At 74.0% G+C, this 25,585-nt stretch carries 19 protein-coding genes and 4 pseudogenes; 8 read left to right on the top strand and 15 right to left on the bottom strand.

Going from position 1 to position 25,585, the window contains the following annotated elements:
• Window positions 1–9: 9 nt before the first annotated feature.
• Window positions 10–267, bottom strand: coding sequence for a hypothetical protein (locus tag G7075_RS04050; protein WP_166117773.1), 258 nt, complete (start codon window positions 265–267; stop codon window positions 10–12).
• A 571-nt stretch (window positions 268–838) separates the two neighbouring features.
• Here G7075_RS04050 and G7075_RS22450 point away from each other — a divergent pair.
• A pseudogene (locus G7075_RS22450) lies at window positions 839–1,288 on the top strand (glycosyltransferase family 2 protein); the annotation flags it as partial.
• A 589-nt stretch (window positions 1,289–1,877) separates the two neighbouring features.
• On the opposite strand, the gene G7075_RS04040 reads toward G7075_RS22450, so the two are convergent.
• Window positions 1,878–3,170, bottom strand: coding sequence for a glutamate-5-semialdehyde dehydrogenase (locus G7075_RS04040; RefSeq protein ID WP_166119115.1), 1,293 nt, complete (start codon window positions 3,168–3,170; stop codon window positions 1,878–1,880).
• Window positions 3,171–3,244: 74 nt separating this feature from the next.
• On the opposite strand from G7075_RS04040, the gene pdxY reads away from it, so the two are divergent.
• Entirely contained in the window at window positions 3,245–4,099 is an 855-nt protein-coding gene (pdxY, locus tag G7075_RS04035) for a pyridoxal kinase PdxY (protein ID WP_166119112.1), read from the top strand.
• Window positions 4,100–4,108: 9 nt separating this feature from the next.
• On the opposite strand, the pseudogene proB reads toward pdxY, so the two are convergent.
• The 6 genes and pseudogenes from proB to G7075_RS04005 all read right to left on the bottom strand — a co-directional run bounded on the left by proB (window position 4,109) and on the right by G7075_RS04005 (window position 11,457).
• Window positions 4,109–5,241 (bottom strand): annotated as a pseudogene (gene proB / locus G7075_RS04030) (glutamate 5-kinase).
• Window positions 5,242–5,246: 5 nt separating this feature from the next.
• Window positions 5,247–6,770 carry a GTPase ObgE gene (obgE, locus tag G7075_RS04025; RefSeq protein WP_166119109.1) on the bottom strand — a complete coding sequence of 508 codons (1,524 nt, stop codon included), beginning with the start codon at window positions 6,768–6,770 and terminating at the stop codon, window positions 5,247–5,249.
• A 107-nt stretch (window positions 6,771–6,877) separates the two neighbouring features.
• Window positions 6,878–7,144: a 50S ribosomal protein L27 gene (gene rpmA, locus G7075_RS04020; protein ID WP_166119107.1), complete on the bottom strand. Its 267-nt coding sequence runs from the start codon at window positions 7,142–7,144 to the stop codon at window positions 6,878–6,880.
• A gap of 33 nt (window positions 7,145–7,177) precedes the next feature.
• Window positions 7,178–7,486 carry a 50S ribosomal protein L21 gene (gene rplU / locus G7075_RS04015; RefSeq protein WP_166119104.1) on the bottom strand — a complete coding sequence of 103 codons (309 nt, stop codon included), beginning with the start codon at window positions 7,484–7,486 and terminating at the stop codon, window positions 7,178–7,180.
• Window positions 7,487–7,634: 148 nt separating this feature from the next.
• Window positions 7,635–10,544 (bottom strand): Rne/Rng family ribonuclease, encoded by a 2,910-nt coding sequence (locus G7075_RS04010; protein ID WP_166119101.1) that lies wholly within the window; start codon window positions 10,542–10,544, stop codon window positions 7,635–7,637.
• Between the two features lie 154 nt (window positions 10,545–10,698).
• On the bottom strand, window positions 10,699–11,457 hold the full coding sequence (locus G7075_RS04005) for a TIGR03936 family radical SAM-associated protein (protein ID WP_166119099.1): 759 nt from the start codon (window positions 11,455–11,457) through the stop codon (window positions 10,699–10,701).
• A 156-nt stretch (window positions 11,458–11,613) separates the two neighbouring features.
• Between G7075_RS04005 and G7075_RS20735 the strand changes: the two genes are divergently transcribed.
• Entirely contained in the window at window positions 11,614–11,931 is a 318-nt protein-coding gene (locus G7075_RS20735) for a hypothetical protein (RefSeq protein WP_240917874.1), read from the top strand.
• A 5-nt stretch (window positions 11,932–11,936) separates the two neighbouring features.
• On the top strand, window positions 11,937–12,980 hold the full coding sequence (locus tag G7075_RS04000; protein ID WP_240918111.1) for a transaminase: 1,044 nt from the start codon (window positions 11,937–11,939) through the stop codon (window positions 12,978–12,980).
• 69 nt (window positions 12,981–13,049) lie between these two features.
• Here the strand turns inward: G7075_RS04000 and G7075_RS03995 are convergent, their stop codons facing one another.
• The 6 genes and pseudogenes from G7075_RS03995 to G7075_RS03970 all read right to left on the bottom strand — a co-directional run bounded on the left by G7075_RS03995 (window position 13,050) and on the right by G7075_RS03970 (window position 20,683).
• Window positions 13,050–14,912 (bottom strand): protease pro-enzyme activation domain-containing protein, encoded by a 1,863-nt coding sequence (locus G7075_RS03995; RefSeq protein ID WP_205860614.1) that lies wholly within the window; start codon window positions 14,910–14,912, stop codon window positions 13,050–13,052.
• A 282-nt stretch (window positions 14,913–15,194) separates the two neighbouring features.
• Window positions 15,195–16,157: a hypothetical protein gene (locus G7075_RS03990; RefSeq protein WP_166119096.1), complete on the bottom strand. Its 963-nt coding sequence runs from the start codon at window positions 16,155–16,157 to the stop codon at window positions 15,195–15,197.
• A gap of 25 nt (window positions 16,158–16,182) precedes the next feature.
• On the bottom strand, window positions 16,183–16,512 hold the full coding sequence (locus G7075_RS03985; protein ID WP_166119094.1) for a PadR family transcriptional regulator: 330 nt from the start codon (window positions 16,510–16,512) through the stop codon (window positions 16,183–16,185).
• Window positions 16,513–16,594: 82 nt separating this feature from the next.
• Window positions 16,595–17,545 (bottom strand): acyl-CoA thioesterase, encoded by a 951-nt coding sequence (locus G7075_RS03980; protein WP_166119090.1) that lies wholly within the window; start codon window positions 17,543–17,545, stop codon window positions 16,595–16,597.
• A gap of 4 nt (window positions 17,546–17,549) precedes the next feature.
• Window positions 17,550–18,614 (bottom strand): TrkA family potassium uptake protein, encoded by a 1,065-nt coding sequence (locus G7075_RS03975; RefSeq protein ID WP_205860613.1) that lies wholly within the window; start codon window positions 18,612–18,614, stop codon window positions 17,550–17,552.
• Between the two features lie 96 nt (window positions 18,615–18,710).
• Window positions 18,711–20,683, bottom strand: a pseudogene (locus G7075_RS03970) (TIGR03960 family B12-binding radical SAM protein).
• A 63-nt stretch (window positions 20,684–20,746) separates the two neighbouring features.
• Between G7075_RS03970 and G7075_RS03965 the strand changes: the two are divergent.
• The 4 genes and pseudogenes from G7075_RS03965 (at window position 20,747) to G7075_RS03955 (ending at window position 23,622) form a co-directional block, all read left to right on the top strand.
• Window positions 20,747–22,126, top strand: a complete 1,380-nt coding sequence (locus tag G7075_RS03965; RefSeq protein ID WP_166119087.1) for an NAD(P)/FAD-dependent oxidoreductase — start codon at window positions 20,747–20,749, stop codon at window positions 22,124–22,126.
• 19 nt (window positions 22,127–22,145) lie between these two features.
• Window positions 22,146–22,352: pseudogene (locus G7075_RS22445) on the top strand (RNA polymerase sigma factor); the annotation flags it as partial.
• 56 nt (window positions 22,353–22,408) lie between these two features.
• Window positions 22,409–22,756 (top strand): sigma factor-like helix-turn-helix DNA-binding protein, encoded by a 348-nt coding sequence (locus tag G7075_RS20725; RefSeq protein WP_240917873.1) that lies wholly within the window; start codon window positions 22,409–22,411, stop codon window positions 22,754–22,756.
• Complete coding sequence (locus G7075_RS03955) at window positions 22,753–23,622, top strand: hypothetical protein (protein WP_166119084.1); 870 nt, start codon at window positions 22,753–22,755, stop codon at window positions 23,620–23,622. The genes G7075_RS20725 and G7075_RS03955 overlap by 4 nt, the downstream gene beginning before the upstream one ends.
• A 58-nt stretch (window positions 23,623–23,680) precedes the next feature.
• Here the strand turns inward: G7075_RS03955 and G7075_RS03950 are convergent, their stop codons facing one another.
• Complete coding sequence (locus G7075_RS03950) at window positions 23,681–25,552, bottom strand: long-chain fatty acid--CoA ligase (protein WP_166119081.1); 1,872 nt, start codon at window positions 25,550–25,552, stop codon at window positions 23,681–23,683.
• Between the last annotated feature and the right edge of the window lie 33 nt (window positions 25,553–25,585).

Raw genomic sequence — 25,585 nt, 5'->3', positions numbered from 1 at the left:
GCCGGTCGCTCAGTGGTGCCCCGGGTGCTCGGGCCAGTGCGACTCGGGGTGCGACGCGTCGTCGTGCCCGGGGGCGGTCTGCGAGCCGGCGGGGGTGCCGTCGCCGTACTCGGGGCGCGCGTACTTGTTGTGCGTCCCGCGGAAGGACCACGTGACACCGAGCATGAACGCGAACACGAGCAGGGCGATGACCCCGATGAACCACGGGGGGATCGGCAGCTCGTGCACGGCTTCCTCGGCGGCGAGCAGGGTGGCGGTCGTCGACATGCGGCCCAGCGTACCGTCCCCGTTGTCCACGGATTTCGTCCACAGGGGTGTGCACGACCGGGGTGTCGAGCACCCGCGGCTGTGGACATCCGGGAGCCTGCGCGAGATGCCGGAGGAACTTCGCGGAACCGCTTGTGCCGGGGCCTCCGGGAGCACTAGAACAGACCCCACGCCCCCTCGGCGGTCGGAGTCCGAAAGGCCTTCTGACGCGGGCCGTCCCGGGGTGGGTCGTTCGGATAACGGCACTTCGCCCCCTCACCGGTCCGCCGGGGAGAGGCCGTTCGAACCCTCACGGGGGAGGACGCCGCGCGCGACGGCGCGGGTGCTGCGGCCGACGGCCCGAGTCGAAGCCCGCCCCTCCGGGGACGGCGCCACCGTCGCGTGGCAGACCTCTGTGCGGCTCGCCGCAGGGACCGACCGGCTCAGTCTCGACTGGTGGTCGTGCTACCGGTGAGGGCCCCCGATCTCATACTCGGGGGCCCTCCGTCGTTCGTCGGGGCCGCCTCGTCCCCACAGCCCGTTCACGGCGCGGCACAGGCGCCGCACGGGTTGCCGTCCTACCCTTGGCCCCATGCCCGGTGCCGCGCCCGTCGACCTCAGCGTCGTCGTCCCGATGTACAACGAGCAGGAGGTCCTCCCCCTGTTCGTCGAGCGGCTGCGCCCGGTCGCCGAGGCCTGGGGCGTCACCTACGAGGTGCTCTGCGTCGACGACGGCTCCAGCGACGCCACGCCGGTGCTCCTCCAGCGCCTGCGCCGTGAGTGGGATGCCGTGCGCGTCGTGCGGCTGCGGGCCAACTCCGGGCACCAGGCGGCCATCTCGGCCGGTCTGGCGCGGGCCCGGGGCGCCTACGTCGTCACGATCGACGCCGACCTCCAGGACCCCCCGGAGACGATCGGCGAGATGCTCGCCACGGCCCGTGAGCAGCACGTCGACGTCGTCTACGGGGTGCGCGAGGACCGCTCCAGCGACACCGCCTTCAAGCGCTGGACGGCCCGCGCCTTCTACCGCTCCATCCGCGCCCTCTCCGACGTCGACGCCCACGTCGACGCCGGTGACTTCCGCCTGATGTCGCGGGCCACCGTCGACGCCGTCAACTCGCTGCCGGAGTCCAACCGGGTGCTGCGCCTCGTCGTGCCGGCCCTGGGCTTCCCCAGCGCCTCGGTCGGGTACCGGCGGGCGCCGCGGGCCGCCGGGGAGTCGAAGTACCCGCTGACCAAGATGATCCGGCTCTCGGTCGACGCCGTCACCGGGTTCTCCCTCGCCCCGCTGCGCTTCGCCACCTGGCTCGGGCTCTTCGGTGGCGTGGCCTCGGTCGCCGTCCTGCTCTACGCGGTCATCGGGCTGCTCCTCGGCAACACCCTCCCGGCTGGGCCTCCACCGTCGTCATCGTCTCGGCGGTCGGCGCCGTCCAGCTGCTGGCGGTCGGCATCCTCGGCGAGTACGTGGGGCGCACCTACTCGGCGCTCCAGGCCAGGCCGACGTACTTCGTCGCCCACGACAGCCTCGACCTCGAGGCGCCGGTGCCGCCGGCCCCGCCGATCGCGCCGACCGAGCAGGCCGCCCCGGGCGCGCCGGGCGACACCGACGCGGCGTTCGACCGCGTCGGGTCTCAGACCCGGACCTGACCGTCCCCCTCGATCACCCACTTGGTCGTCGTCAGCTCGGGCAGGGCCATCGGTCCGCGGGCGTGCAGCTTCTGGGTCGAGATGCCGATCTCGGCGCCGAACCCGAACTCGCCGCCGTCGGTGAACCGGGTGCTCGCGTTGACCATGACGGCCGCGGCGTCGACCTCCGCGGTGAACCGTCGGGCGGCGGCGCGGTCCTCGGTGACGATGGCCTCGGTGTGCCCGGACCCGAACCGGCGGATGTGCTCGAGCGCGGCGTCGAGGTCGTCGACGACGCCGACCGACATCTCGAGGCCGTGGAACTCGGTGGCGAAGTGCTCGTCGGTGACATCGTCGTGCGGCACCCCGGCCGAGTCGGCCCGCGCGCCGGCCACCGGGTCGGTGTGCAGCACGACGCCCTCGGCCGACAGCGCCGCGAGGGCCTTGGGCAGGAAGGCGTCGGCGACGTCACGGTGCACGAGCAGCGACTCGGCGGCGTTGCACACGCTCGGCCGGTGGGTCTTGGCGTTGACGGCGATGGCCAGGGCCTTGTCGAGGTCGGCGCGGGCGTCGACGTAGACGTGGCAGTTGCCGACGCCCGTCTCGATGACCGGAACGGTTGAGCCGGTGACGACGGCCTCGATGAGGTCGGCTCCCCCGCGCGGGATGAGCAGGTCGACGAGGCCGCGGGCGGTCATCAGGGCGTGCACGGCGCCGTGGCCGCCCTCGAGCAGGCGGACGGCGTCGGCGGGCAGGCCGTGGGCGGTCAGGGCGCGGCGGAGGACGGCGACGAGGGCCCGGTTGGTGTCGGCCGCGGCGCTGCCCCCGCGCAGCAGCACGGCGTTCCCGGACTTCAGGCCGAGGGCGGCGGCGTCGACGGTGACGTTGGGGCGGGCCTCGTAGATCATCCCGACGACGCCCATCGGCACCCGGACCTGCCGGATCTGCAGGCCGTTGGCCAGGGTCGAGCCGCGCACGACCTCGCCGACCGGGTCGGGCAGGGCGGCGATGTCGCGGACGGCCGAGGCGACGGCGGCCACGCGCGGCGGGTCGAGGCGCAGCCGGTCCTGGAGGCTCTCGGGCATCCCCTGCTCCCGGCCGCGGGCCAGGTCGCGCCCGTTGGCGGCGACGACCTCGTCGGTGGCGGCGTCGAGGGCGTCGGCCAGCGCGAGGAGCGCGGCGTCCTTCTCGGCCCGGCTCAGGAGCGCCAGCCGGCGCGAGGCCGTGCGGGCGGCCTCGGCGAGGACGCGGACCTGCTCGACGTCGGCGGCGGTGGCCGTGGTGGTGCGCTCGGACATGCCCCAAGGGTAGGCCGGTCGGCGGGGGTCGGCCGCGGCGTTCTCGGCGCGCGGGACGGTGACAGGATGGGGTGGTGACGACGATCCTCTCCATCCAGTCCTCCGTCGCGTACGGCCACGTCGGCAACTCCGCGGCGGTCTTCCCGCTCCAGCGGCTCGGGGTCGAGGTCTGGCCGGTGCACACCGTGCACTTCTCGAACCACACCGGGTACGGCGCCTGGCGCGGGCCGCTCATGGCCCCCGAGGACGTGCGCGAGGTCGTCACCGGCATCGAGGAGCGCGACGCCCTCGCCGAGGTCGACGCGGTGCTCTCGGGCTACCAGGGCGGCGAGCAGATCGGCGAGGTCATCCTCGACGCGGTCGCCCGCACCAAGGCCGCGAACCCGTCGGCGATCTACGCCTGCGACCCGGTGATGGGCAACGCGAAGTCCGGATGCTTCGTGCACCCCGCCATCCCGGTCCTGCTGCGCGAGAAGGTGGTTCCGCAGGCCGACCTCATCACGCCCAACCAGTTCGAGCTCGGGTTCCTCACCGAGACCGACCCCGCCGACCTCGACTCCACGCTGGCCTCGGTGGAGGCCGCGCGGGCGATGGGTCCGTCGACGGTGCTCGTCACGTCGGTGCTGCGCCCCGACCGTCCCGCCGACACCATCGAGATGCTCGCGGTGCACGGCGACGGCGCGTGGATCGTGCGCACGCCGCACCTGCCGCTCAAGGCCAACGGGTCGGGCGACGTGACGGCGGCGCTGTTCACGGCGCACCTGCTCGAGACCGGGGACGCCGGGGTCGCCCTGGGGCGCACGGTGTCGTCGGTGTTCGACCTCCTGGCCCTGACCCTGGAGTCCGGGCGGCGCGAGCTGCAGCTGGTGCAGAGCCAGGAGGCCATCGCCAGCCCCCGGATGCAGTTCGAGGTCGAGCGCCTCCGCTGAGGCGCGTCGCTACAGGATGACGAGGTCGTCGCGGTGGACGACCTCGCGCTCGTACTCCGGCCCGAGCTCGCGGGCCAGGTCGCGGGTCGAGCGCCCGAGCAGCCGGGGCAGCACGCCCGAGGAGTAGTTGACCAGCCCGCGCCCGATGACCGTCCCGCCGGTCGTGCAGACGTCGACCGGGTCGCCGGGCCCGAAGGTCCCCTCGACCTCGACGATGCCCGCCGGCAGCAGCGACTTGCGGCGCTCGGTGACGGCCGTGACCGCCCCGTCGTCGATGACCAGCCGGCCGCGCGCGGTCGTGGCGTGCGCGAGCCAGCGCTTGCGCGAGGCCCGGGTGGCGGCCGCCGGCGCGAAGACCGTGCCCACGTCGGCGCCGGTGAGCGCGGCCCCGACGTCGGACAGCCGGGTGAGCAGCGTCGGCACCCCGGCCGACCCCGCGATGCCCGCGGCCTCGACCTTCGTGACCATCCCCCGCTGCCGACCGCCGATCCGGTGCCGCCGATGGTCACCGACTCGAGGTCCTCGGTGGTCGCGACGTACGGCACCCGCTGCGTGCCGGCGCGCGATGGCGGCCCGTCGTAGAGGGCGTCGACGTCGGTGAGCAGGACGAGCCCGTCGGCCCCGACGAGGTCGGCCACGAGCGCCGCGAGCCGGTCGTTGTCGCCGAACCGGATCTCGTGGGTCGCCACGGTGTCGTTCTCGTTGACGATGGGGACGATGCCGAGCTCGAGCAGCCGCTCGAGCGTGCGCCGGGCGTTCGTGTAGTGCGAGCGGCGGGTCGTGTCGTCGGCGGTGAGCAGCACCTGCCCGACGGTGAGCCCGTGCCGTCCGAAGGCCGCCTGGTAGGCCGCGACGAGGGCGCCCTGGCCCACCGACGCCGCCGCCTGCTGGGTCGCGAGGTCGGAGGGGCGCCGGGAGAGCCCGAGCGGACCGATGCCCGCGGCGATGGCCCCGGAGGAGACGAGGACGACCTGACGGCCGGCCGCACGACGGGCGGCCAGGGCGTCGACGAGGGCGGTCAGCGCTCCGAGGTCGAGGTGGCCGCCGTCCGTGCTGGTCAGCGACGACGACCCGACCTTGACGACGAGGCGCCGGCCCTCCCCCACGGCGTGCCGCAGGGCCGCGGCGGTGGCGGCGGTCACCGGGCTCAGTCCTCGGAGTCGGGGCCGGACCACTGCCCGGCGCGGCGCTCGGCGGCGAGCTCGTCGCGCGCGGCCGTCTGGGCGTCCTTGCGCGCGTGGAACTCCTCGCGCTTCTCGCCGCGGGTCTTGCGGCCGTAGTCCTCGAGGCGTACGTCGGTGCCGCGCGGCCCGGAGAGCAGCTCGGCGCCGCTGCTCATCGTCGGCTCCCAGTCGAAGACGACGGCGTTGTCCTCGGGACCGATGAGCACGGTCGACCCGGCGACGGCGCCGGCCTTGAGCAGCGCCTCCTCGACCCCGAGCCGGCTCAGCCGGTCGGCGAGGTAGCCGACGGCCTCGTCGTTGGAGAAGTCGGTCTGGCGCACCCAGCGGGTGGGGCGCTCACCGAGCACGCGGAACAGCTCGCCGTCGGAGGTGTTCTCGCGGCGGACGTGGAAGCCGCTGTCGTCGACCGCCTTCGGCCGCACGACGATGCGGGGGCGCTCGACGACCGCGGCCTCGAGCTCGGCACGCGCCTCGGCGACGTGGCGGGCCAGCGCGAAGGTCAGCTCCTTGAGCCCGGTGTGCGCGACCGCGGAGACGACGAAGACCTCGAGGCCGCGCTCCTCGAGCATCGGCCTGACCATCTCGGCGAGGTCGCGGGCCTCGGGCACGTCGGCCTTGTTGAGCACGACGATGCGGGTGCGCTCGGACAGCGGGCGCCCGCCGAGGCTGTCGTCGGTGACGTAGGCCGACAGCTCGGCCTCGATGACGTCGAGGTCGGTCAGGGGGTCGCGGCCGGGCTCGAGGGTGGCGCAGTCGACGACGTGGACGAGCACCGAGCAGCGCTCGACGTGCCGGAGGAACTCCAGCCCGAGGCCCTTGCCCTCGCTGGCGCCCGGGATTAGGCCGGGCACGTCGGCGATGGTGAAGCGCGCGCTGCCGGCCGTGACGACGCCGAGGTTCGGCACGAGGGTCGTGAACGGGTAGTCGGCGATCTTCGGCTTGGCGGCCGAGACGACCGACACGAGCGAGGACTTGCCGGCCGAGGGGAAGCCGATGAGCGCGACGTCGGCGAGCGACTTCAGCTCGAGGACGACGTCGAGGTCCTCCCCCGGCTCACCGAGCAGGGCGAAGCCGGGGGCCTTGCGGCGCGCGCTCGCCAGCGCCTTGTTGCCCAGGCCGCCACGACCGCCGCGGGCCAGCACGACGGAGGCGTCGTGGCCCACGAGGTCGGCGACGACGTCGCCGTTGCCGTCCTTGACGACCGTGCCCTCGGGGACGGGCAGGACGAGGTCGGCACCGTCGGCGCCGTTGCGCTCGTCACCGGCGCCCGGGCGACCGTTCTCGGCGCGGCGGTGCGGGGTGTGGTGGTAGTCGAGGAGGGTCGTGGCCTGCGGGTCGACGGCGACGACCACCGAGCCGCCCCGGCCGCCGTTGCCGCCGTCGGGACCACCGAGCGGCTTGAACTTCTCGCGCTTGACCGACGCCACGCCGTGCCCGCCGTTGCCGGCGGAGACGTGGAGGACGACGCGGTCGACGAAGGTCGCCATCGGGGAGGTGCTCCTGACTGGGGGGTGGGACGCGTGAGGGGCGGGCCGTGTCCGGCCCGCCCCTCACGACGTGGTGCGTGGTGCCGGGCGCGGGGCCCGGCGACGCGTCACTCGGCGGCGGCAGCCACCGGGAGGATGTTGACGGTCTTGCGACCGCGCTTGGTGCCGAAGGTCACCGCACCGGCGACGAGGGCGAACAGCGTGTCGTCGCCGCCACGGCCGACGCCGTCACCGGGGTGGAAGTGCGTGCCGCGCTGGCGGACGATGATCTCGCCGGCCTTGACGACCTGGCCGCCGTAGCGCTTGACGCCGAGGTACTGGGCGTTGCTGTCACGACCGTTGCGGGTCGAGGACGCACCCTTCTTGTGTGCCATGTCTGTAGTCCTTTGGTCCGTGAGGTCGAGCGGTCAGGCGTCGATCGCGGTGATCTTGACCTGGGTGAGCGGCTGGCGGTGGCCCTGGCGCTTCCGGTAGCCGGTCTTGTTCTTGTACTTGAGGATGACGATCTTCGGACCCTTGGCGGCCTTGACGACCTCGGCCGTGACCGTGACCTTGGCGAGCTTGCCCGCGTCGCTCGTGACGGTGGCACCGTCGACGAGGAGGAGCGGCTGCAACTGGATGGTGTCGCCGGCCTCGCCGGACGTCTTGTCGATGAGCAGGACGTCGCCGACGGAGACCTTCTCCTGGCGACCACCCGCGCGCACGATGGCGTACACGTTCGATCTCACTTCCTGTTCGGGCGCGCGCTCTGGGACCGGCCGGTCGCTACCCCGTGGACGACACGGGACACCGACGCGGTGGGCGCACCGACCTTCGAGACTACCGGCGGGCGGGGCACCCCTCCAAATCGGCGCCCCGCTCGGGTCACTCCCCCGCGGGCTGCTCGGCCGGGTCGGCCGGAGCGGTGCTCGCGGTGGCGGCGGACGGCGGACCGGCGGGCGCGACGACCCGGCCGCGCTTGCGCCGCGTCCGGCGGGCCGGGGCGGGCTCCTCGACCGGCTCGGGCGCCGGCTCGGGCGCGGACTCGACGACGGCCTCGACGACGGGGTCGGCCACGGGCTCGACGACCGGCTCGGGCGCGTCGTCGACGGCCACGGGCTCCGCGGCGGCACCCAGCTCGGCGGCGACCTGGGCCGCCACCTCGTCGGCGACCTCGGGGCTCTCGCTGTGCTTGAGGGCGGCGGCGTGCGCGGCGGCGGCGATCTGGGCCGCGCTCGGCCCGCCGTTGCCCTGCTTGGGCGCCTCGGGCTCGGGGGCGGACCCACCGGAGCCGCCGGAGCCACCCGACGAGCCGCCACGACCACGCCCACGGCCGGAGCGGGAGGACCCACCGCCGTCGCCGGAGCCACCACCGTTGCCGCGCTCGACGGGCTCGGACTGCACGACGATGCCGCGGCCGCCGCAGTGCTCGCAGGGCTCGGAGAAGACCTCGATGAGGCCGGAGCCGACGCGCTTGCGGGTCATCTGCACGAGGCCGAGCGAGGTGACCTCGGCGACCTGGTGCTTCGTGCGGTCGCGCCCGAGGCACTCGAGCAGCCGGCGCACGACGAGGTCGCGGTTGGACTCCAGGACCATGTCGATGAAGTCGATGACGATGATGCCGCCGATGTCGCGCAGCCGGAGCTGGCGCACGATCTCCTCGGCGGCCTCGAGGTTGTTCTTGGTGACCGTCTCCTCGAGGTTGCCGCCGGAGCCGACGAACTTGCCGGTGTTGACGTCGACGACGGTCATCGCCTCGGTGCGGTCGATGACGAGCGAGCCGCCCGAGGGCAGCCAGACCTTGCGGTCCATCGCCTTGCTGATCTGCTCGTCGATGCGGTGGGCGGCGAAGACGTCGTCCTCGGAGGTCCAGCGCGAGACGCGCGCCGCGAGGTCGGGCGCGACGTCCTCGACGTACTCGCTGACCTCGCCCCACGCCTTCTCGCCGGAGACGACGAGCGAGGCGAAGTCCTCGGTGAAGACGTCGCGGATGACGCGGATGGTCAGGTCGGGCTCGCCGTGCAGCAGCGCGGGGGCGCCACCGCCACCGGACTTCTTCTGCTTCGCCGACTCGGCCTTGCTGACGATCCGCTCCCACTGCTTCGTGAGGCGCTCGACATCGGCCTTGAGCTCGGCCTCGGAGGCCCCCTCGGCGGCGGTGCGCACGATGACGCCGGCGCCGTCGGGCACGACCTCCTTGAGGATGGCCTTGAGGCGGGCGCGCTCGGTGTCGGGGAGCTTGCGGGAGATGCCGGTCATCGAGCCCTCGGGCACGTAGACGACGTAGCGACCGGGCAGGCTGATCTGCGAGGTGAGGCGCGCGCCCTTGTGCCCGATCGGGTCCTTGGTGACCTGGACGAGCACGGTGTCGCCGGAGGACAGCGCGTTCTCGATGCGCTTGGCCTGGTTGACCTCGAGGCCCGCGGCGTCCCAGTTGACCTCGCCGGCGTAGAGCACGGCGTTGCGGCCCTTGCCGATGTCGACGAAGGCGGCCTCCATCGAGGGCAGGACGTTCTGGACCCGGCCGAGGTAGACGTTGCCGGCCATCGAGGCGGTGGTCTCGCGCGAGACGTAGTGCTCGACGAGGACGCCGTCCTCGAGGACGCCGATCTGGGTGCGGCCGTCGCGGCCGCGGACGATCATGCTGCGCTCGACGCTCTCGCGGCGGGCGAGGAACTCGGCCTCGGTGATGATCGTGCGGCGCCGGCCGGCCTCGCGGCCCTCGCGGCGGCGCTGCTTCTTGGCCTCGAGGCGGGTCGAGCCCTTGACGGCGGTCGGCTCGTCGCGCTCCGAGCGCGGCTCCCGGACCCGGGTGACGGTGCCGGGCGGGTCGTCGCCCTCGGCGGTTCCGGAGCCGCTGCGCCGGCGACGACGGCGGCGACGGCTCGAGGCGGACTCGCCGTCGGCGTCGTCGTCCTGCGCCGCCGCACCCCGGCCACCGCGGCGACCGGAGGCCTTGGGCTCCTCGGCGGGGGCGTCGTCGTCGGAGTCGGACTCGACGTCGCCCGACGCCTGGCCCTGCTCGTCCTCGCCCTTGGCGCGGCCGCGACGGCCACGACCACCCCGGCGACGACGGCGGGAGCCGCCCTCGCCGTCGGCGGCGTCGCCGTCGGCCTCGGGGGCCGTGTCGGACGTGGTGTCCGGCTCGGCCGGCTCGTCGCCGTCGTGCTGCTCGTCGGCGGCCGGCGCGGCGTCCGCGGCCGGCTCGGCCGGCGCGGGTGCCTCGGCGGGGGCCTCGGCGGGTGCCTGCACCGGTGAGGTGGCACGGCGGCGGCGCGGGGCGACGGTGGTCTCGGGGGCCTGGAACAGGAGGCCGAAGGCGGGGCCGGTGGCCGGCTCGTCGGTCGCCTCGTCCTCGTCCTCGACCGGCTCGTCGGCGGGCGCGAGGGCCTCCTCGACGACGGGGGCCGGCGCGGCGGCGGCCTTGGCGGCGCGACGGCCGGCCTTCTTCGCGGGCTTGCGCGGGGCGACCGGCGGGGCGTCGTCGTCAGCGGTGGTGGCGTCGGCCTGCGCGGCGGGGATCTCCTCGACCGGGGCCTGCGCGGTCGGCTCCGCCGTCTTCTTCGCGGCCCGCTTGCGGCCGGTCTTCTTCACGGGCGCGGCCTCGTCGGTGCCGGCCTGCTCCTCCGCAGCGGCGGGGGCGGCGGTCTTCTTCGTCGCGCGCTTGCGGGCGGCCCGCTTCCTGGGGGCCGCCTCCGCGGGCGAGGTGTCGTCGCCGGCCGGCGCCACCGTCTCGACCGGCAGGGTCGGGAGGTCGGCGGGCTGGGGGGTGGTCGGGTCGTTCTCGGAAGCCATGACGGCCCCTTTCGTCACCCGGTGGTCGACGACCACACCGGCGACGCCCGGAGGCGGCTCCTCGTCGACCGCACGGTGTGCGATCGCATCGCGTGGGCGGGTGGCCCACACGGAAGTCAGCTGCTGCCCCGGTGCGGTTCGCGCGGACGGCGCGTCACCGAGAGGGGCCGACGGCCTCCCGGTCGGCGGCCAGTGGATCGGCCACCCCGGCACCTGCCTCGAGCAGCGGGCCCTGCGCGAGCCGGGTCACCAGTGGTGGCTCCGGCGGCACGAACCCCGTGACTGCGTGGAGGGCGGTCAGGATGTCGTCGGGGCGTACGGACGGTGTGGTGTGCCGTACGACCATCCGCAGTATCGCACACCCCTCCCCGGCGCCCTCGGAGACGCGCATCGCGAGCACCGGCTCGCGCGTGTCGAAGGTGCGGGGTCCGGACTTGAAGGTGCGGGTGGCCTCGGCACGGTCCAGGGCCAGGAACGCCGCGACGACCGGCTCCACCTCGGCGACGGTGCTGCGGCGCAGGCGCAGCTCCCAGTCGCTGCCCTCGAGCCGGTCGGCGAGCGCCCCGGGTCCGGCCTCCACGACCTCGACGACGTCGAGCCCCTCGGGCAGCGCCTCGTCGAGCGCCTCGCGCACGGCGTCGGGGTCGACCCGCTCGGTGACCCGGATCTCGAAGTACTCCGCCTCGCTCGCGGTGCCCGTCGGGGCGGCGTTGGCGTAGGAGATGAGCGGATGGGGGTGGAAGCCGGCCGAGAAGGCCATCGGCACGCCGGCCCGGCGCAGCGCACGCTCGAGGGCGCGCGAGAAGTCACGCGTCGAGGAGAAGCGCAGCCGCCCGCGCTTGGCGTACCGGATGCGCAGCTTCTGGACCGCGGGGGGCGGTGGGGGTCCCTCGGGGGTGCGCTGGCGGGCCATGGCGCACCAGCCTAGGAGCGCGGGGCCCGCCCGCCGAATCGTCCTGGCGCCCGGGTCGCGCCACCCACCGATCCGGCGGCCCCGACGTGCCGCGGGAACGGATCGAGCGGCGGAACGGACTGTCGGCGACGCCATCCGCACCACTATCGTGCAGCCATGCCAGCGACCGACCGCGCCCGCCTCGCCCGCCTCCTCGCCGCGGAACAGGAGCAGTACACCGCCGAGCACCCCCGCAGCCGCGAGCTGTTCGACGCCGGGTCCAACCTCTTCGGGCGCGTGCCGATGACGTGGATGAACAAGTGGAGCGGCGGCTTCCCGCTCTACCTCGACCACGCCCGGGGCAACCGGATCACCGACGTCGACGGCCACACCTACGTCGACTTCGCGCTCGGCGACACCGGGGCGATGGCCGGCCACTCCCCGCCCCGACGGCCGCAGCCGTCGCCCGCCGGGTCGGCGAGCTCGGCGGCGTGACGACGATGCTGCCGAGCGAGGACGCCCAGTGGGTCGGCGCGGAGCTGACCCGCCGCTTCGGGATGCCGCTGTGGAGCTTCACGCTCTCGGCCACCGACGCCAACAGGTGGGCCGTGCGGCTGGCCCGCCTGGCCACCGGCCGCTCCAAGCTGCTCGTCTTCGGCTACAGCTACCACGGCTCGGTCGACGAGACCTTCGCGGTCCCCGGCCCGGACGGCACCACGGTCTCCCGGCCCGGCAACGTCGCTCCCCCGGTGCCGCTCGACCTCACGACCCGCGCCGCCACGTGGAACGACCTCGCCTCCGTCGAGCGACAGCTCGCCCACGGCGACGTCGCCGCCATCCTCACCGAGCCGGCCCTGACCAACATCGGCATCGTGCTGCCCGAGCCCGGGTTCCTCGAGGGCCTGCGCGAGCTGGCCACCCGGTACGGCGCCCTGCTGATGATCGACGAGACGCACACCTTCTCGGCCGGCTGGGGCGGGGCGACCCGCGCCTGGGGGCTTCAGCCCGACCTCTTCGTCATCGGCAAGTCGATCGGCGGTGGCATCCCCTGCGGCGCCTACGGCATCACGGAGGAGGTCGCGGCGGCCATCACCCGGCACACCGACGCCGGCGAGGCCGACATCATCGACGTCGGCGGGGTCGGCGGCACCCTGGCCGGCAACGCCCTCTCGACCGCCGCGATGCGGGCCACCCTCGGCGAGGTGCTGACCCCCGAGGCCTTCGAGCACATGACCGAGCTCGCCACGGCGTTCACCGCCGGCGTGCAGGCCACCCTCGACGAGCTCGACGTGCCCTGGTCGGTGCGGCAGCTCGGCGCCCGCGCCGAGTACCGGTTCGCCCGGCCCGCCCCGCGCACGGGTGAGGAGTCGGCGCTGGCGCACGACGACGACGTCGACGCCTACATGCACCTCGCGACGTGCAACCGCGGCCTGCTCATGACGCCGTTCCACAACATGGCCCTCATGTGCCCGGACACCACGCGCGCCGACGTCGACCGGCACACCGAGGTCTTCCGCGAGGTCGTCGGCGCGCTCTACGCCTGACCGCGGAGACGCCCGAGGGCCCGGCCGCACACCTCGGCCGGACCCTCGGGGCTTCGTGCGGGCGCTGCCTCAGCGCCCTGACGCCGCGATGACGTAGTTCGCGGTCGGGCTGCCGACCCCGGTCACGTCGTCCCAGCCGCGCCCCGTCGTCAGGCTCGAGTCCTGGTCGAAGGTGCGCACCGTGGAGACCTTCCCGTCGTCACCGTTGAGGCCGTTGACGAAGTCGACGCGGATGTTCCCGGCGTCGCCCTCGGGGCGCACGTCGTGGAAGGCGTCGCCGCCGCGGCCGAGCCGGTAGACCAGCGGGTTGGCGAAGCCGATGCGCCCGCGGGTCTGCTGCACGTCGGCCTGGAGCCCGGCGAACAGCGGTGCGGCGAGGCTGGTTCCGCCGATGCGGTACTCGCCGTACTGGGTGCCGGTACCGAACTTCGTGTGGGCGTCGAAGACCTGCGTCTCGCCGACGAGCATGCCCGTCGTCGGGTCGGCGTCCATGGCAACGTCCGGGACGCCACGCATGTCACACCCAGTGCGGGTCGCCCTCTGGTAGAACGGCTTCGCGAACAGGTCGCTGCAGCCGCCACCGGCGCCGTAGAGGTAGCCGACCGAGGACCACGCGTTGTCGACGAGGGTGTACTTCTCGGTGCCCCAGCCGGTCTCGAACTGCCGACGCCCGCGGCTGTCGACCGCGAGGGCCGTGCCGCCGACGGCGGTGACGTACGGGTCGGCGGCGGGCCAGTCCGGCGACAGCACACCGGCGTTGGCCAGCTCGTCACCGTCGTCGCCCGAGGAGAAGTAGGTGCCGATGCCCTGCACCGCACCCTGGAGGAAGACCGACTCGTAGGCCTGCACCAGGGCGTCGTCGATGGTGGGGGTCTTGACCCCGTCGACCACGACGTACGTCGGCTCGCCCCACGAGTTCGAGATGACGGACGCCTTGTTGTCGTGCACGACGCGGGCCAGCGAGGCGAGCAGGTCGTCGTCGTAGCAGCTGGCGGCGCCGTAGTAGGCCACACCGGCGTTCGGTGCCATCCCGTGGACGGCCTCGACGTCGAGGGTCTCCTCGCCGAACCAGCCGTTGCCGCCGCAGTCCTCGACACGCGTCGGGTCGGCGGGGTCGTTCGACTGGGTCAGCTGACCCCGACGGAACGCGTTGTCCCCGTGGCGGGTCGCGTAGGTGTTGGCGTCCTGCTCGATGGTCGGTGCGGCGAAGGCGTCGATGATCGCCACCGTCTCACCGCGCCCGGTGCGCTGCGTGGCGGTCACGCCGTACGCCGAGCGGAACTGGCTCGGCACGTACCCGCACACCGAGTACGGCAGGTGCTTGCCCTGGAAGGCCGGGTCGCGGCGGTCGACTTTCTCGCCGTAGTACGCCGAGCACGGCGTGGCGTTGACGAAGCCGGGCGGCGGGCCGAGGTCGCTCGGCGAGGCCGTCGACGTCGACGGGGTCCCGCGGTCGCGCGACTGCGCGGGCGTGGCCCAGTGCGTCACGGTGTCGAGGCCGGTGACGGCCAGCACCTGGCCGGCGATCGAGTCCGGCACGGTCACCGCGGAGGTCGGGGCGGTCCCCGTGTGCCCGTCTAGGGTGAAGGTCCCGAGGTTCGCGGTGAACGCCGACGACACGGCCGAGCGGCTGCCCGACACGGCGACGAAGTGGTCGTCGCTACCGACGCCGTCGACCCGCAGGCCGGCGCTCCTCGCCCAGGCCGTGACCGCCGAGACGGTCCCGGCGGTCGGGGCGAAGCGGGCACGGTACTGCGCGCTGCTCAGGTGGTGGCCGTAGGCGGCGGACGTGGGGTCGGAGACCGCCCGGGCGAGCTGCTCGAGCCCGGACCGGTCGCGCGGCGCGAGCCAGATCTTGGCGTGCGACGCCGGGGCGGCCGCCGCGCTGCGCTGCGAGCGCGCGTGCGCGGTCCAGGCGGGGGCCCTGCTCACCTGGTGTCGGCCGGATGCCTGCGGTGATGCCACGGCGGCACCGGCGGATGCCACGGCCAGCACGGCGACGCCGATCAGCGCCGTCGTGCCTCGAGTCGTACCTGTCACGGAGAACCTCCTGCGAGTGACGGACGCGGGACGGTGGCCCCGCGTCGCCGAGCCTCACCCCGTCACCGGCCCCTGCCCCTGACGGATGTCACGGGTCGCCCTCCGGCGCAGGCCTCCCCAGCCTCTCGTCCTCAGCGAGCCCTCAGCGAGCCCTGAGCAGGCGGACCCCGACGGTCACGCGCGGCGCAGCCGTCGCCACGTCTCGACCTGGTCCCAGAGGGTCACGACCAGCACCCCGAGGGTCACGCCGACCGTCAGGTCACGGGCCGCGTTCGTCCAGCCCCCGCCGACGAGCGCGTCGACGAAGCGGGCGTCGAAGAACCGGTCGGTCTGCAGCAGCCAGACGAGCAGCCCGGCCGTCGCGACGTCGAGGAGGGCACCGACGCCGGCACTCCCCGGCGTCCACCGCCGAGCGCGGAAGACCGCGACGACCAGGACACCCTGGGCGAGCAGGAGGGCGAGCAGCACCGGCAGCCATCCCGACCAGAGAGCGGGGTCGAGGACCGGCACCGCCTCGCCGCCGACGCGCACCGGGGAGCTCGTCTGCTGCCAGACGAGCGCGAGGACCATGACGAGCAGGGTGACGAGCGACCCGACCGTCTCGGTGCGCCCGACCGCACGACGCGACGCGGGCGCCTCGGGCAGCTGGTCGGGCGTCCACCCCAGGACGCCCTTGCCCGGCTGGCTGCGCTCGATGACCGCGAAGACGAGGGTGGTCCAGAAGACCGCGTGCAGGGCGGTGGTCAGCCCGGCGAGCGCAGCGCTGCCGAAGGCCGGGCCGACGCCGTCGGTGGCGACGTCGTCGACGAAGAGGCGCACGACGAGGGTGCCGACGGCCGCGATGGGCGAGACCACCGAGACGAGCAGCACGACCAGCCGGCGCCACTCCGGGTAGAGCGCCGGGCCGATGAGGTGCAGCGGCCGACCGGAGTAGCCCGCCGCCAGCCGGATCGGGTCGCCGAGCTCGACGAGGACGTCGTGCTCGGCCCGGTCCCGGTCCGGGGCCGCCCCGGCCTCCAGGCGGGCGTCGACCATGTCCTCGATGGTGCCGCGCAGCTCGCGGTCGACGTCGTCGCGCTGGTCCTCGGCGAGCTCGCGGACGGTGGCGGAGACGTAGCGGTCGGTCAGGGTGCCCATGGGGTCGTCCTCTCGGTCGGTGGGGTCAGGCGAGGTCGGAGATGGAGGCGTCGAGGGAGCGCCAGTCGGCGCGCAGGGCGGCCAGCACCTGCTCGCCGGCCGGGCTGGTGCGGTAGAACTTCCGCGGCCGCGACTCCTCGGTGTTCCACTCGGCCGTGAGCAGCCCCTGCTTCTCGAGCCGGCGCAGCAGTGGGTAGAGGGTGTTGGCGTCGACCTCGAAACCGTTGCGCGCCAGCGACTCCAGCAGCGCATAGCCGTAGCCGGGGGTGCGGAGGCTGGCCAGCGCCGCGACGACGACGGTCCCGCGCCGCAGCTCCTGCAGGTGCCCGGCGAGCACGCCCTCGTCATCCGTCATGACTCACACGATAGTGTGCCTCACACAGTATCGTCAACCACACACCCTGCCTTGGCCCGTCCGGGTGCGGGGAGGAGGCGGGTCAGTCGCCGTGCCGGGCGCGGATGGCGACGAGCTCGACGGCGTGGGCGTCGAGGGCGCGGTCCTCGTCCGAGACCGGCACCCAGGCGGGCGTCGGCACGGCCCGGCGGTCGGCGTCGAGGCCGACGAGGATGGTGCGGCAGTAGGTGGTCAGCTCGAGCGCGCCGGCCCCCTCGGCGGGGTCGCCGGAGCGCACGTGGACGCCGACGTGCATCGAGGTGCGCCCGGTGTGCAGCAGCCGGGCCTCGACCTCGACGAGGTGCCCGATGCGCAGCGGCCGGTAGAAGCGCACTCCCCCGGTGAAGATCGCGACGTTGCCGGCGTCGCCGGTCCACTGCGTGGCGAGGAGGTGGGCGGCCTCGTCGATCCAGCGCATGACGATGCCGCCGTGCACCTTGCCGCCCCAGTTGACGTCGGTGGGGGCGGCGAGGAAGCGGAGGGTGACCCGGGGCGCCGTACCGGCGTCGGAGTACACCTGGCCGGCCATCGCCGCCTCGACCTCGGCCCGCACGTCGGCCCGACGCAGCGCCCACGCCCGGGCCAGCTCGTCGGCCGTCGTCCGCGGCACGAGCTCGGGCACCGGGGTCGAGCGGCCCTCGCCGTCGACGGCCACGAAGACGATGAGGCAGCGGGTGGCGGGCTCGAGGCTGCGAGTGCGAGGCCCTCCGGACGCCACGTCGACGCTGATGTGCATCGAGCTGCGGCCCGTGTGCACGACCCGCGCCGTCACCTCCACGAGGTCACCGACCTCGACCGGGCGCGTGAAGCGGACGTTGCCGACGTAGGCGGTGACGCAGTAGGTGCCGCTCCAGCCGGCCGCCGCCGCGTAGCCCGCCTTGTCGATCCACTCGAGCACCCGGCCGGCGCTCACCGACCCCGAGTGCCCCGCATCGGTCGGTGCCGCGAGGAAGCGCAGCGTGATCTCGGCGGGCGGGTGCGGTCGGTCGTCCACGGGGTCATCCTGTCAGCGCGCCGGCAACGGCCGCCTCCCGGAGCCGCTCGACCTGGTCGGGCGTGCCGAAGACGATGAGCGTGCTGCCGGGCTCGAGCACCGTCGACGGCGGCGGCGCGGGGAGGAACGGTCCCTTCTGCGGTCGGCGCACGGCGAGCAGCTGTCCGCCGCAGGCGCCGTGCACGTCCACCTCCCCCACCGTCCGCCCGACCCATCCTCCGGCGTCGCCGAGACGCACCTGCTCGATGCGCACGTCGAGGTCGTCGTCGTGCATCACCTCGTCGAGGAACTCGGCGACGTCGGCGTGCAGCGCGAAGGAGGCCATCCGGCGCCCGCCGATGAGCTGGGGGTTGACCGCCCGCGTGGCCCCGGCGAGGACGAGCTTCTCCTTGGACTCCAGCGTGCGGGCCCGGCTGATGATCACGAGGTCGGGGCGCAGGGCCCGTGCCGAGAGCGTGGCGTAGGTGGTGTCGGCGTCGCTGTCGAGGGCGCACACCAGTGCCCGGGCGCGCTGGATGCCGGCCGCCCGCAGGACGTCGTCGCTCGCTGCGTCGCCGTGGACCGACGGCTCGGTGAGGCCCGCGAGCCGCGTCTCGTCGGTGTCGACGACGACGACCCGGTGCCCCCGGTCGTGGAGGTAGCGCGTGGCCGAGCGCCCCACGCGCCCGAACCCGCAGACGATGACGTGGTCGCGCAGCCGCGCGATGTCGCGTTCCATGCGGCGCCTCCGGAGGTGCTCGCGCAGGTGGCCCTCGGTGACGGCCTCGACGAGGACCCCGAGGTTGTACAGGACGGTCCCCACCCCGAGCAGGACGAGGACGATGGTGAAGACCTGGCCGCCCGGCCCGAGCGGGTGCACCTCGCGGAAGCCGACCGTCGCGACGGTGGTGACGGTCTGGTAGACCGCGTCGAGGAGCGGGAAGCCGAGGACGACGTAGCCGAGCGTGCCGACCACCGTGACGGCCGCGAGCGCGGTCAGCGCGACGGCGATCCGGCGGAGGGCGTCGCGGCCGGAGTCGGAGCCCAGGAGGAGGGCCCGACGCCGGCTGCTGCCGCTCGGCCTGCCCACGTCCTCATCGTCCCACCGGGCGGGTGCGCGCGGCAGGGCCTCGGGAGCCGGCCGGGCGTCGCGTCCGTCACGCCCCGAGGGGCCGGGTGCGGTCCCTCAGTGGGTGTGCGCCGACTCCGCCATCTGCGCTCGGCCGGCGCCGAGGACGGTGAGCGGCAGGAGGGTCTTGCCGGTGGGGCCGATCTCGATCTCGGTGTTCATCTGCGGGCAGACGCCGCAGTCGAAGCAGGGGGTCCAGCGGCAGTCCTCGACCTCGGTCTCGTCGAGGGAGTCCAGCCAGTCCTGCCACAGCCACTCCTTGTCGAGCCCGGAGTCGATGTGGTCCCAGGGCAGGACCTCCGCCTCCTCGCGCTCGCGCGTCGTGTACCAGGCGACGTCGACGCCCTGTGGCGGCAGCTCGCGCTCGGCGGCGGCCATCCAACGCTCGTACGAGAAGTGCTCGCTCCAGCCGTCGAACCGGCCGCCGTCACGCCACACGGCCTCGATGACCCGGCCGACGCGCCGGTCGCCGCGCGAGAGCAGTCCCTCGACGATGCCGGGCTTGCCGTCGTGGTACCGGAACCCGATGGCGCTGGCGAAGCGGCGGTCGGCACGGATGGCCTCGCGCAGCTTGGCGAGCCGGGCGTCGGTCTCCTCGGCGCCGAGCTGCGCGGCCCACTGGAACGGGGTGTGCGGCTTGGGCACGAACCCACCGATGGAGACGGTGCAGCGGATGTCGCGGCGGCCGCTGACCTCGCGGCCGGTCTCGATGACCCGCTTCGCGAGCTCGGCGATCTGGAGGACGTCCTCGTCGGTCTCGGTCGGGAGGCCGCACATGAAGTAGAGCTTGACCTGCCGCCAGCCGGCGCCGTACGCGGCGGCGACGGTGCGGATGAGGTCGTCCTCGCTGACCATCTTGTTGATGACCTTGCGGATGCGCTCGGACCCGCCCTCGGGGCGAACGTGAGCCCCGAGCGGCGACCGTTGCGGGTCAGCTCGTTGGCGAGGTCGATGTTGAAGGCGTCGACGCGCGTGGAGGGCAGCGACAGACCGGTGTTCGTGCCCTCGTAGCGGTCGGCGAGGCCCTTGGTGACGTCGGCGATCTCGGAGTGGTCGGCGCTCGACAGCGACAGCAGCCCGACCTCCTCGAACCCCGTGGCGGCGAGCCCGCGCTCGACCATCTCGCCGATGCCGGTGATGGAGCGCTCGCGCACCGGGCGGGTGATCATCCCGGCCTGGCAGAAGCGGCAGCCGCGGGTGCAGCCGCGGAAGATCTCGACCGACATCCGCTCGTGCACCGACTCGGCGAGTGGCACGAGCGGCTGCTTCGGGTACGGCCAGGCGTCGAGGTCCATGACGGTGTGCTTCGAGACGCGCCACGGCACGCCGGGGGCGTTCGGGGCGACGCGCTGGATGCGGCCGTCGGGCAGGTACGTGACGTCGAAGAAGGCCGGCACGTACACGCCGCCGGTGCGGGCGAGGCGCAGCAGCAGCTCGTGGCGGCCGCCCGGGCGACCCTCGCGCTTCCAGTCGCCGACGATGTCGGTGATGGCGAGCACGGCCTCCTCGCCGTCGCCGACGACGGCGCAGTCGACGAAGTCGGCGATCGTCTCGGGGTTGAACGCCGCGTGACCGCCGGCGACGACGAGCGGGTGGGACTCGTCGCGGTCGGCCGCGTGCAGCGGGATGCCCGCGAGGTCGAGCGCCGTGAGCATGTTCGTGTAGCCGAGCTCGGTGGAGAACGACATCCCGAGCAGGTCGAAGTCGCCGACCGGGCGGTGGGCGTCGACGGTGAACTGCGGGACGCCGTGCTCGCGCATCAGGGCCTCGAGGTCGGGCCACACGGCGTAGGTGCGCTCGGCGAGGGCGTCGGGGCGCTCGTTGAGCACTTCGTAGAGGATCATGACGCCCTGGTTCGGCACGCCGACCTCGTAGGCGTCGGGGTACATCAGGGCCCAGCGGACGGTCTCGTCGCCGGCGACGTCCCACGGCTTGACCGTCGAGTTCAGCTCGCCGCCCACGTACTGGATGGGCTTGCTCACCTGCTCGAGCAGCGGCTCGAGGGCGGGGAAGACGGACTGTCCGGGCATCCCCCAAGGGTAGGTCGGGCGCGAGCCGTACCCAAACCCGCCGGCCCGTGCGAGGCTCCCTCCATGAGCGAAGACCAGCACGTCGACCTCGTCGTCATCGGGCTCGGCCCGGGTGGCGAGCACCTCGCCACCGAGGCCGCCCGCGCGGGCATGAGCGTCGTCGGTGTCGACGAGCGCCTCGTCGGCGGGGAGTGCCCGTACTACGGCTGCATCCCGAGCAAGATGATGATCCGCGCCGCCAACTCCCTGGCCGAGGCGCACCGGGTCGGCGCCCTCGCCGGCAGCGCCACGACCGCCCCCGACTTCTCCGTCGTCGCCGCCCGCATCCGCGACGAGGCCACCGACGACTGGGACGACACCGTCGCCGTGAAGCGCCTCGAGGACGCCGGCGTCACCTTCGTGCGCGGCCACGCCCGTCTCGCCGGTCCGGGCGTCGTCGAGGTCGGCGGCACCCGGTACGTGGCGTCCACCGGCGTCGTCCTCAACACCGGCACCGCCCCGGCCGCTCCCCCGGTCGACGGCCTGGCCGACACCCCGTTCTGGACCAACCGCGAGGCCCTGCGCGCCACCGAGGCCCCCAACTCGCTCGTCGTCATGGGCGGCGGGGCCATCGGTGCCGAGCTCGCCCAGGCGTTCTCCCGCTTCGGGACCCGCGTCAGCGTCGTCGAGGCCGCCCCCCGCATCCTCGCCCTCGAGGAGCCCGAGGCCTCCGACGTCGTCGCCCGGGCCTTCGCCGCCGACGGGATCCAGGTGCTCGCCGGGGCCAAGGTCGCCTCGGTCGCGCACGCCGACGGCCGCTTCACGCTCACCGTGGCCCCCGACGGCAGCGACGACCTCACCCTCGACGCCGACCGGCTGCTCGTCGCGGCCGGGCGGCGCCCCAACCTCGCCGACCTCGGGCTCGAGACCGTCGGCCTCGACCCCACCGCCCGCTCGGTCGACACCGACGAGCGGATGCGCGCCGGCGAGAAGCTCTGGGCGGTCGGCGACATCGTCGGCAAGGGCGCCTTCACCCACATGTCGATGTACCAGGCCGGCATCGCGCTGCGCGACCTCACCGGCACCGACGGGCCGTGGGCGAGCTACCACGCCGTCCCGCGGGTCACCTACACCGACCCGGAGGTCGGCGCGGTCGGGATGACCGAGCAGCAGGCGCGCGACGCGGGCGTCGACGTGCGCACCGGCACCACGGCCCTCCAGGAGAGCACCCGCGGATGGATCCACGGGGCGGGTGGCGAGGGGGTCGTCAAGGTCGTCGAGGACCGCGCGGCCGGCCACCTCGTCGGGGCGACGTCGGCCGGCCCCACCGGCGGCGAGGTCCTCTCGATGCTCGCCACGGCCGTCCACGCGAAGGTCCCCACCGCCGTCCTGCGCGAGCAGGTCCTCGCCTACCCGACCTTCCACCGGGCCGTCTCGAGCGCGCTGGCCGCCCTCGACGACTGACCCGGCGCCCCCGCCACCGGTGACACACCTCCCCGGCAGGCGGACAAGAACGGGACATGGACACCACCGACGGCCCCCGGGGCCCACCGACGAGGAACGGTTCCGCGCCGCCTACGCCGCCTGGTACCCCGACGTGCTCCGGTTCGTCGCGCGGCGGGTGCACCCGACCCACGCCGAGGACGTCGTCGCCGAGACCTTCCTCGTCCTCTGGCGTCGCGTCGAGGACCTGCCGGCCGACCCCGACGACGGCCGCGCCTGGGCGTTCGGCGTCGCCCGGGGGTCATGCTCAACGACCGGCGGGGCCTGCGCCGGCGCGAGGCCCTCGCGGTCCGGCTCGCCGACGAGAGCGGCCGGGGAGCCGCCCCCACCGGTGAGGACCCCGACCTCGTCGCCCGGCGCCTCGACCTGCGGGCCGCCTGGCCTCGCCTCACCGCCGCCGACCAGGAGGTGCTGGCCCTGGCCTACTGGGACGACCTGTCCTCGCCCGGCGCCGCCGCCGTGCTGGGCATCTCCCCCGTCGCGTTCCGGTTGCGGCTCACCCGAGCCCGCCGTGCACTCCGCCGCCACCTCGAACTCGTCGAGTCCGCGGTCACCCGATCGTCCGCACTGACCGAAGGGAGCCGGCCGTGAGCCGCACCGACCTCGACCCCACCACCACCCGGGCCCTCTCCGCCCTCGACCCCAGCCCGGCCCGCGCCCTCAGCGCCTCGGAGCAGCAGGGCGCCGACGCACTGCTGGCGCGCATCCTCGCGACCCCGACGACCGGCGAGGACGCCCGACCCACCCCGACGGCCAGCCGGCGCACCGCTCGCCGGCTGGCCGTCGTCGGCGGGCTGGCCGCGGCGTCCACGGCGGGCATCGTCGCCGTGCAGGTGCTCGGTGGCGGCGACAGCGCGTACGCCACGTGGACCGCGACCCCGCACCGCCCGACCACCCCGGAGCAGCTGGCCGCGGCCGACTCCTGCCGGGACTCCCTGTCCGACAGCCTGTCCGGAGGCCCCGAGGGCGACCCCACCGGAGTGACCCACGCCGTCGTCGCGCGCGCCGGCGTCGTGCTCTCGGAGCAGCGGGGCGACTGGACACTCGTCGTGCTGGGCGACCGGCAGGGCTTCGACGCGACGTGCATCACCGATGACCCGGGGCTGCTCGGCGGCAGCGGCAGCGCCTTCGGGTCGATGGGCTACGCCACCGGGGGCACCGACGTCGGTGCCCGGGAGGTCCTCGTGACGAGCGGGGGCTCGGGAGGGTCCTCGGACCACCTCGTGTCCGTCCTCGTCGGCCTCGTCGGCCCCGAGGTCGCCGCGGTCACCATCCACACGCCCGAGCACGGGGACGTCGTCGCCACGGTCGGCGCCGGTCACCTGGCGGCCTGGTGGCCGGGCCCGACGGGCGTCGGCCTCGAGGACCCCTCGCTCGACACGACCCCGCCGGCGACCGTCACCTACAAGGACGGCACCAGCGCGCACGTGCGGCTCGGCGTCGGCGAGAAGGGCTGACGCCTCCACCGACGCAGCGGACCCGGCCACCTCGGGTGGCCGGGTCCGCTGCGTCGGGTCAGCCGGAGTAGTGGGCGTCGAGCAGGTCCTTGTACTTGTCCGCGACGACCTTGCGCTTGAGCTTCAGGCTCGGGGTCAGCTCGCCGTCCTCGACGCTCAGGTCGCTCTCGAGGATGGTGAACTTCTTGACCTGCTCCCACCGGTTGAGGCCGGCGTTCAGCTCGTCGACGTAGCCCTGGACCATCGTCCGGCAGGCCTCGGACGACACGACCTCGGCGTAGGGCCGTCCCGCCATGCCGTTCTGCGCGGCCCAGCCGGCCATCGCGTCGACGTCGAGGGTGATCAGCGCGGAGACGAAGTTGCGGTCGGCGCCGTGCACGACGAGCTGGGAGGCGTACGGGCACAGGCCCTTGAAGGTCGACTCGATGATCGAGGGGGCCACGTACTTGCCGCCGCTCGTCTTGAAGAGGTCCTTCTTGCGGTCGGTGATCCGCAGGAAGCCGCGCTCGTCGAGCTCGCCGATGTCGCCGGTGTGCAGCCAGCCCTCGGCGTCGATGGTCTCGGCCGTGGCGTCGGGGTTGTTGTGGTAGCCCTGCATGTTGCCCGGGCCGCGCATGAGGATCTCGCCGTCCTCGGCGATGCGGACCTCGATGCCCGGCAGCGGCCAGCCGACCGTGCCGTAGCGGTAGGCCTTGGTGCGGTTGACGAACGACGCGGCGCTCGTCTCGGTCATGCCGTAGCCCTCGGCGATGAGCATCCCCATGCCGTCGAACCAGCGGGCGACGTCCTGGTTGAGGGCGGCCGAGCCGGAGATGAAGAAGCGGATGTTGCCGCCGAAGCGCTCGCGGATCTTGCTCGCGACGAGCTTGTCGAGCAGCGCGTGCTTGCGGGCCAGCAGCCCCGAGGGGTTCTTGCCCTGCTCGCGCAGGATGCTCACCTCGCGGCCGGTCGCGCTGGCCGCCTTGAAGAGCGTGTGCTTCACGCCGCCCTCGCCCTCCATCATCATCTGGATGCGGGCGAAGGCCTTCTCGAAGATGCGGGGCGCGGCGCCCATGAAGGTCGGCTTGACGACGGCGAGGTTGTCGACGATCTTGTCGATCCGCCCGTCGATGGCCGTTGCGAAGCCGATCTGCAGCGGCAGGGTCAGCAGGTTCTTGCCGAAGACGTGCGCGAGCGGCAGCCAGAGGTACTGCACGTCGTCCTCGGTGAGGATGTCGATGGCCTCGGTGGCCGCGCCCTCGTAGGTCCACGCGCTGTGCAGCAGCCGGACCCCCTTCGGCCGGCCGGTGGTGCCCGACGTGTAGATGATCGTCGCGAGCTGGTCGGGCCGGATGGCGTCGGCGCGCACGTCGACGGCCTGCGGGTCGCCGGCGAGGTACTCGCGCCCCAGCTGGCGCAGCTGGTCGAAGGTGAGCGTCCAGTCGTCGGCGTCCGGCACACCCTCCATGAGGACGACCCGCCCGACACCGGGGATCCGGTCCCTGATGGCTCGCAGCTTCTCGAGCTGTTCGGAGTTCTCGGCGAAGACGACGCGGGTGCCGGAGTCGGAGAGGATGAACGCGACGTCGTCGGCGATCGTCGTGGGGTAGATCGTCGTGGTGGCCGCGCCGGCCAGCATGTTCGCGAGGTCGGCCAGCGCCCACTCGTAGCGCGTCCCGGAGGCGATGGCGACGCGGTCCTCGGGCTCGACGCCGAGGGCGATGATGCCCGCGGCGAGCTCGCGGACGACGACGTCGAGCTCGCGCCAGCTCGTGGTCACCCACTCGTCACCGGCGTCCGACACGATCGCGTGGAGGAAGGCCGGCCGGTCGCCGGAGGCGGCGACCCGGTCGCGGAAGAGATGGGCGACGCTCTGGGCCCGGTTCTCGAGGACGGCGTGGTCGACGGGCTCGTCGGCGGGGGTGTTGATCTGGGGGGTCACCCGGTGCATGGTTCATCGTCCTCGGCATCGGTGGCGTGGTCC

This window comes from Phycicoccus sp. HDW14 (genome assembly GCF_011383005.1).
Classification (GTDB): Bacteria; Actinomycetota; Actinomycetes; order Actinomycetales; family Dermatophilaceae; genus Phycicoccus.
Note: the sequence above shows the minus strand (reverse complement) of the source record. Positions and strands in the feature narration are given on the sequence as shown.

What these genes read in the sequence shown, in the direction of transcription:
- G7075_RS03950 (WP_166119081.1), bottom strand. Translation starts at nt 25,552, where the DNA reads ATGCACCGGGTGACCCCCCAGATCAACACCCCCGCCGACGAGCCCGTC.
- G7075_RS04005 (WP_166119099.1), bottom strand. Translation starts at nt 11,457, where the DNA reads ATGGCCCGCCAGCGCACCCCCGAGGGACCCCCACCGCCCCCCGCGGTC.
- G7075_RS03965 (WP_166119087.1), top strand. Translation starts at nt 20,747, where the DNA reads ATGAGCGAAGACCAGCACGTCGACCTCGTCGTCATCGGGCTCGGCCCG.
- obgE (WP_166119109.1), bottom strand. Translation starts at nt 6,770, where the DNA reads ATGGCGACCTTCGTCGACCGCGTCGTCCTCCACGTCTCCGCCGGCAAC.
- G7075_RS20725 (WP_240917873.1), top strand. Translation starts at nt 22,409, where the DNA reads ATGCTCAACGACCGGCGGGGCCTGCGCCGGCGCGAGGCCCTCGCGGTC.
- G7075_RS20735 (WP_240917874.1), top strand. Translation starts at nt 11,614, where the DNA reads ATGCCAGCGACCGACCGCGCCCGCCTCGCCCGCCTCCTCGCCGCGGAA.
- G7075_RS03985 (WP_166119094.1), bottom strand. Translation starts at nt 16,512, where the DNA reads ATGACGGATGACGAGGGCGTGCTCGCCGGGCACCTGCAGGAGCTGCGG.
- G7075_RS04010 (WP_166119101.1), bottom strand. Translation starts at nt 10,544, where the DNA reads ATGGCTTCCGAGAACGACCCGACCACCCCCCAGCCCGCCGACCTCCCG.
- G7075_RS03990 (WP_166119096.1), bottom strand. Translation starts at nt 16,157, where the DNA reads ATGGGCACCCTGACCGACCGCTACGTCTCCGCCACCGTCCGCGAGCTC.
- G7075_RS04000 (WP_240918111.1), top strand. Translation starts at nt 11,937, where the DNA reads ATGCTGCCGAGCGAGGACGCCCAGTGGGTCGGCGCGGAGCTGACCCGC.
- G7075_RS04040 (WP_166119115.1), bottom strand. Translation starts at nt 3,170, where the DNA reads ATGTCCGAGCGCACCACCACGGCCACCGCCGCCGACGTCGAGCAGGTC.
- G7075_RS04050 (WP_166117773.1), bottom strand. Translation starts at nt 267, where the DNA reads ATGTCGACGACCGCCACCCTGCTCGCCGCCGAGGAAGCCGTGCACGAG.
- rpmA (WP_166119107.1), bottom strand. Translation starts at nt 7,144, where the DNA reads ATGGCACACAAGAAGGGTGCGTCCTCGACCCGCAACGGTCGTGACAGC.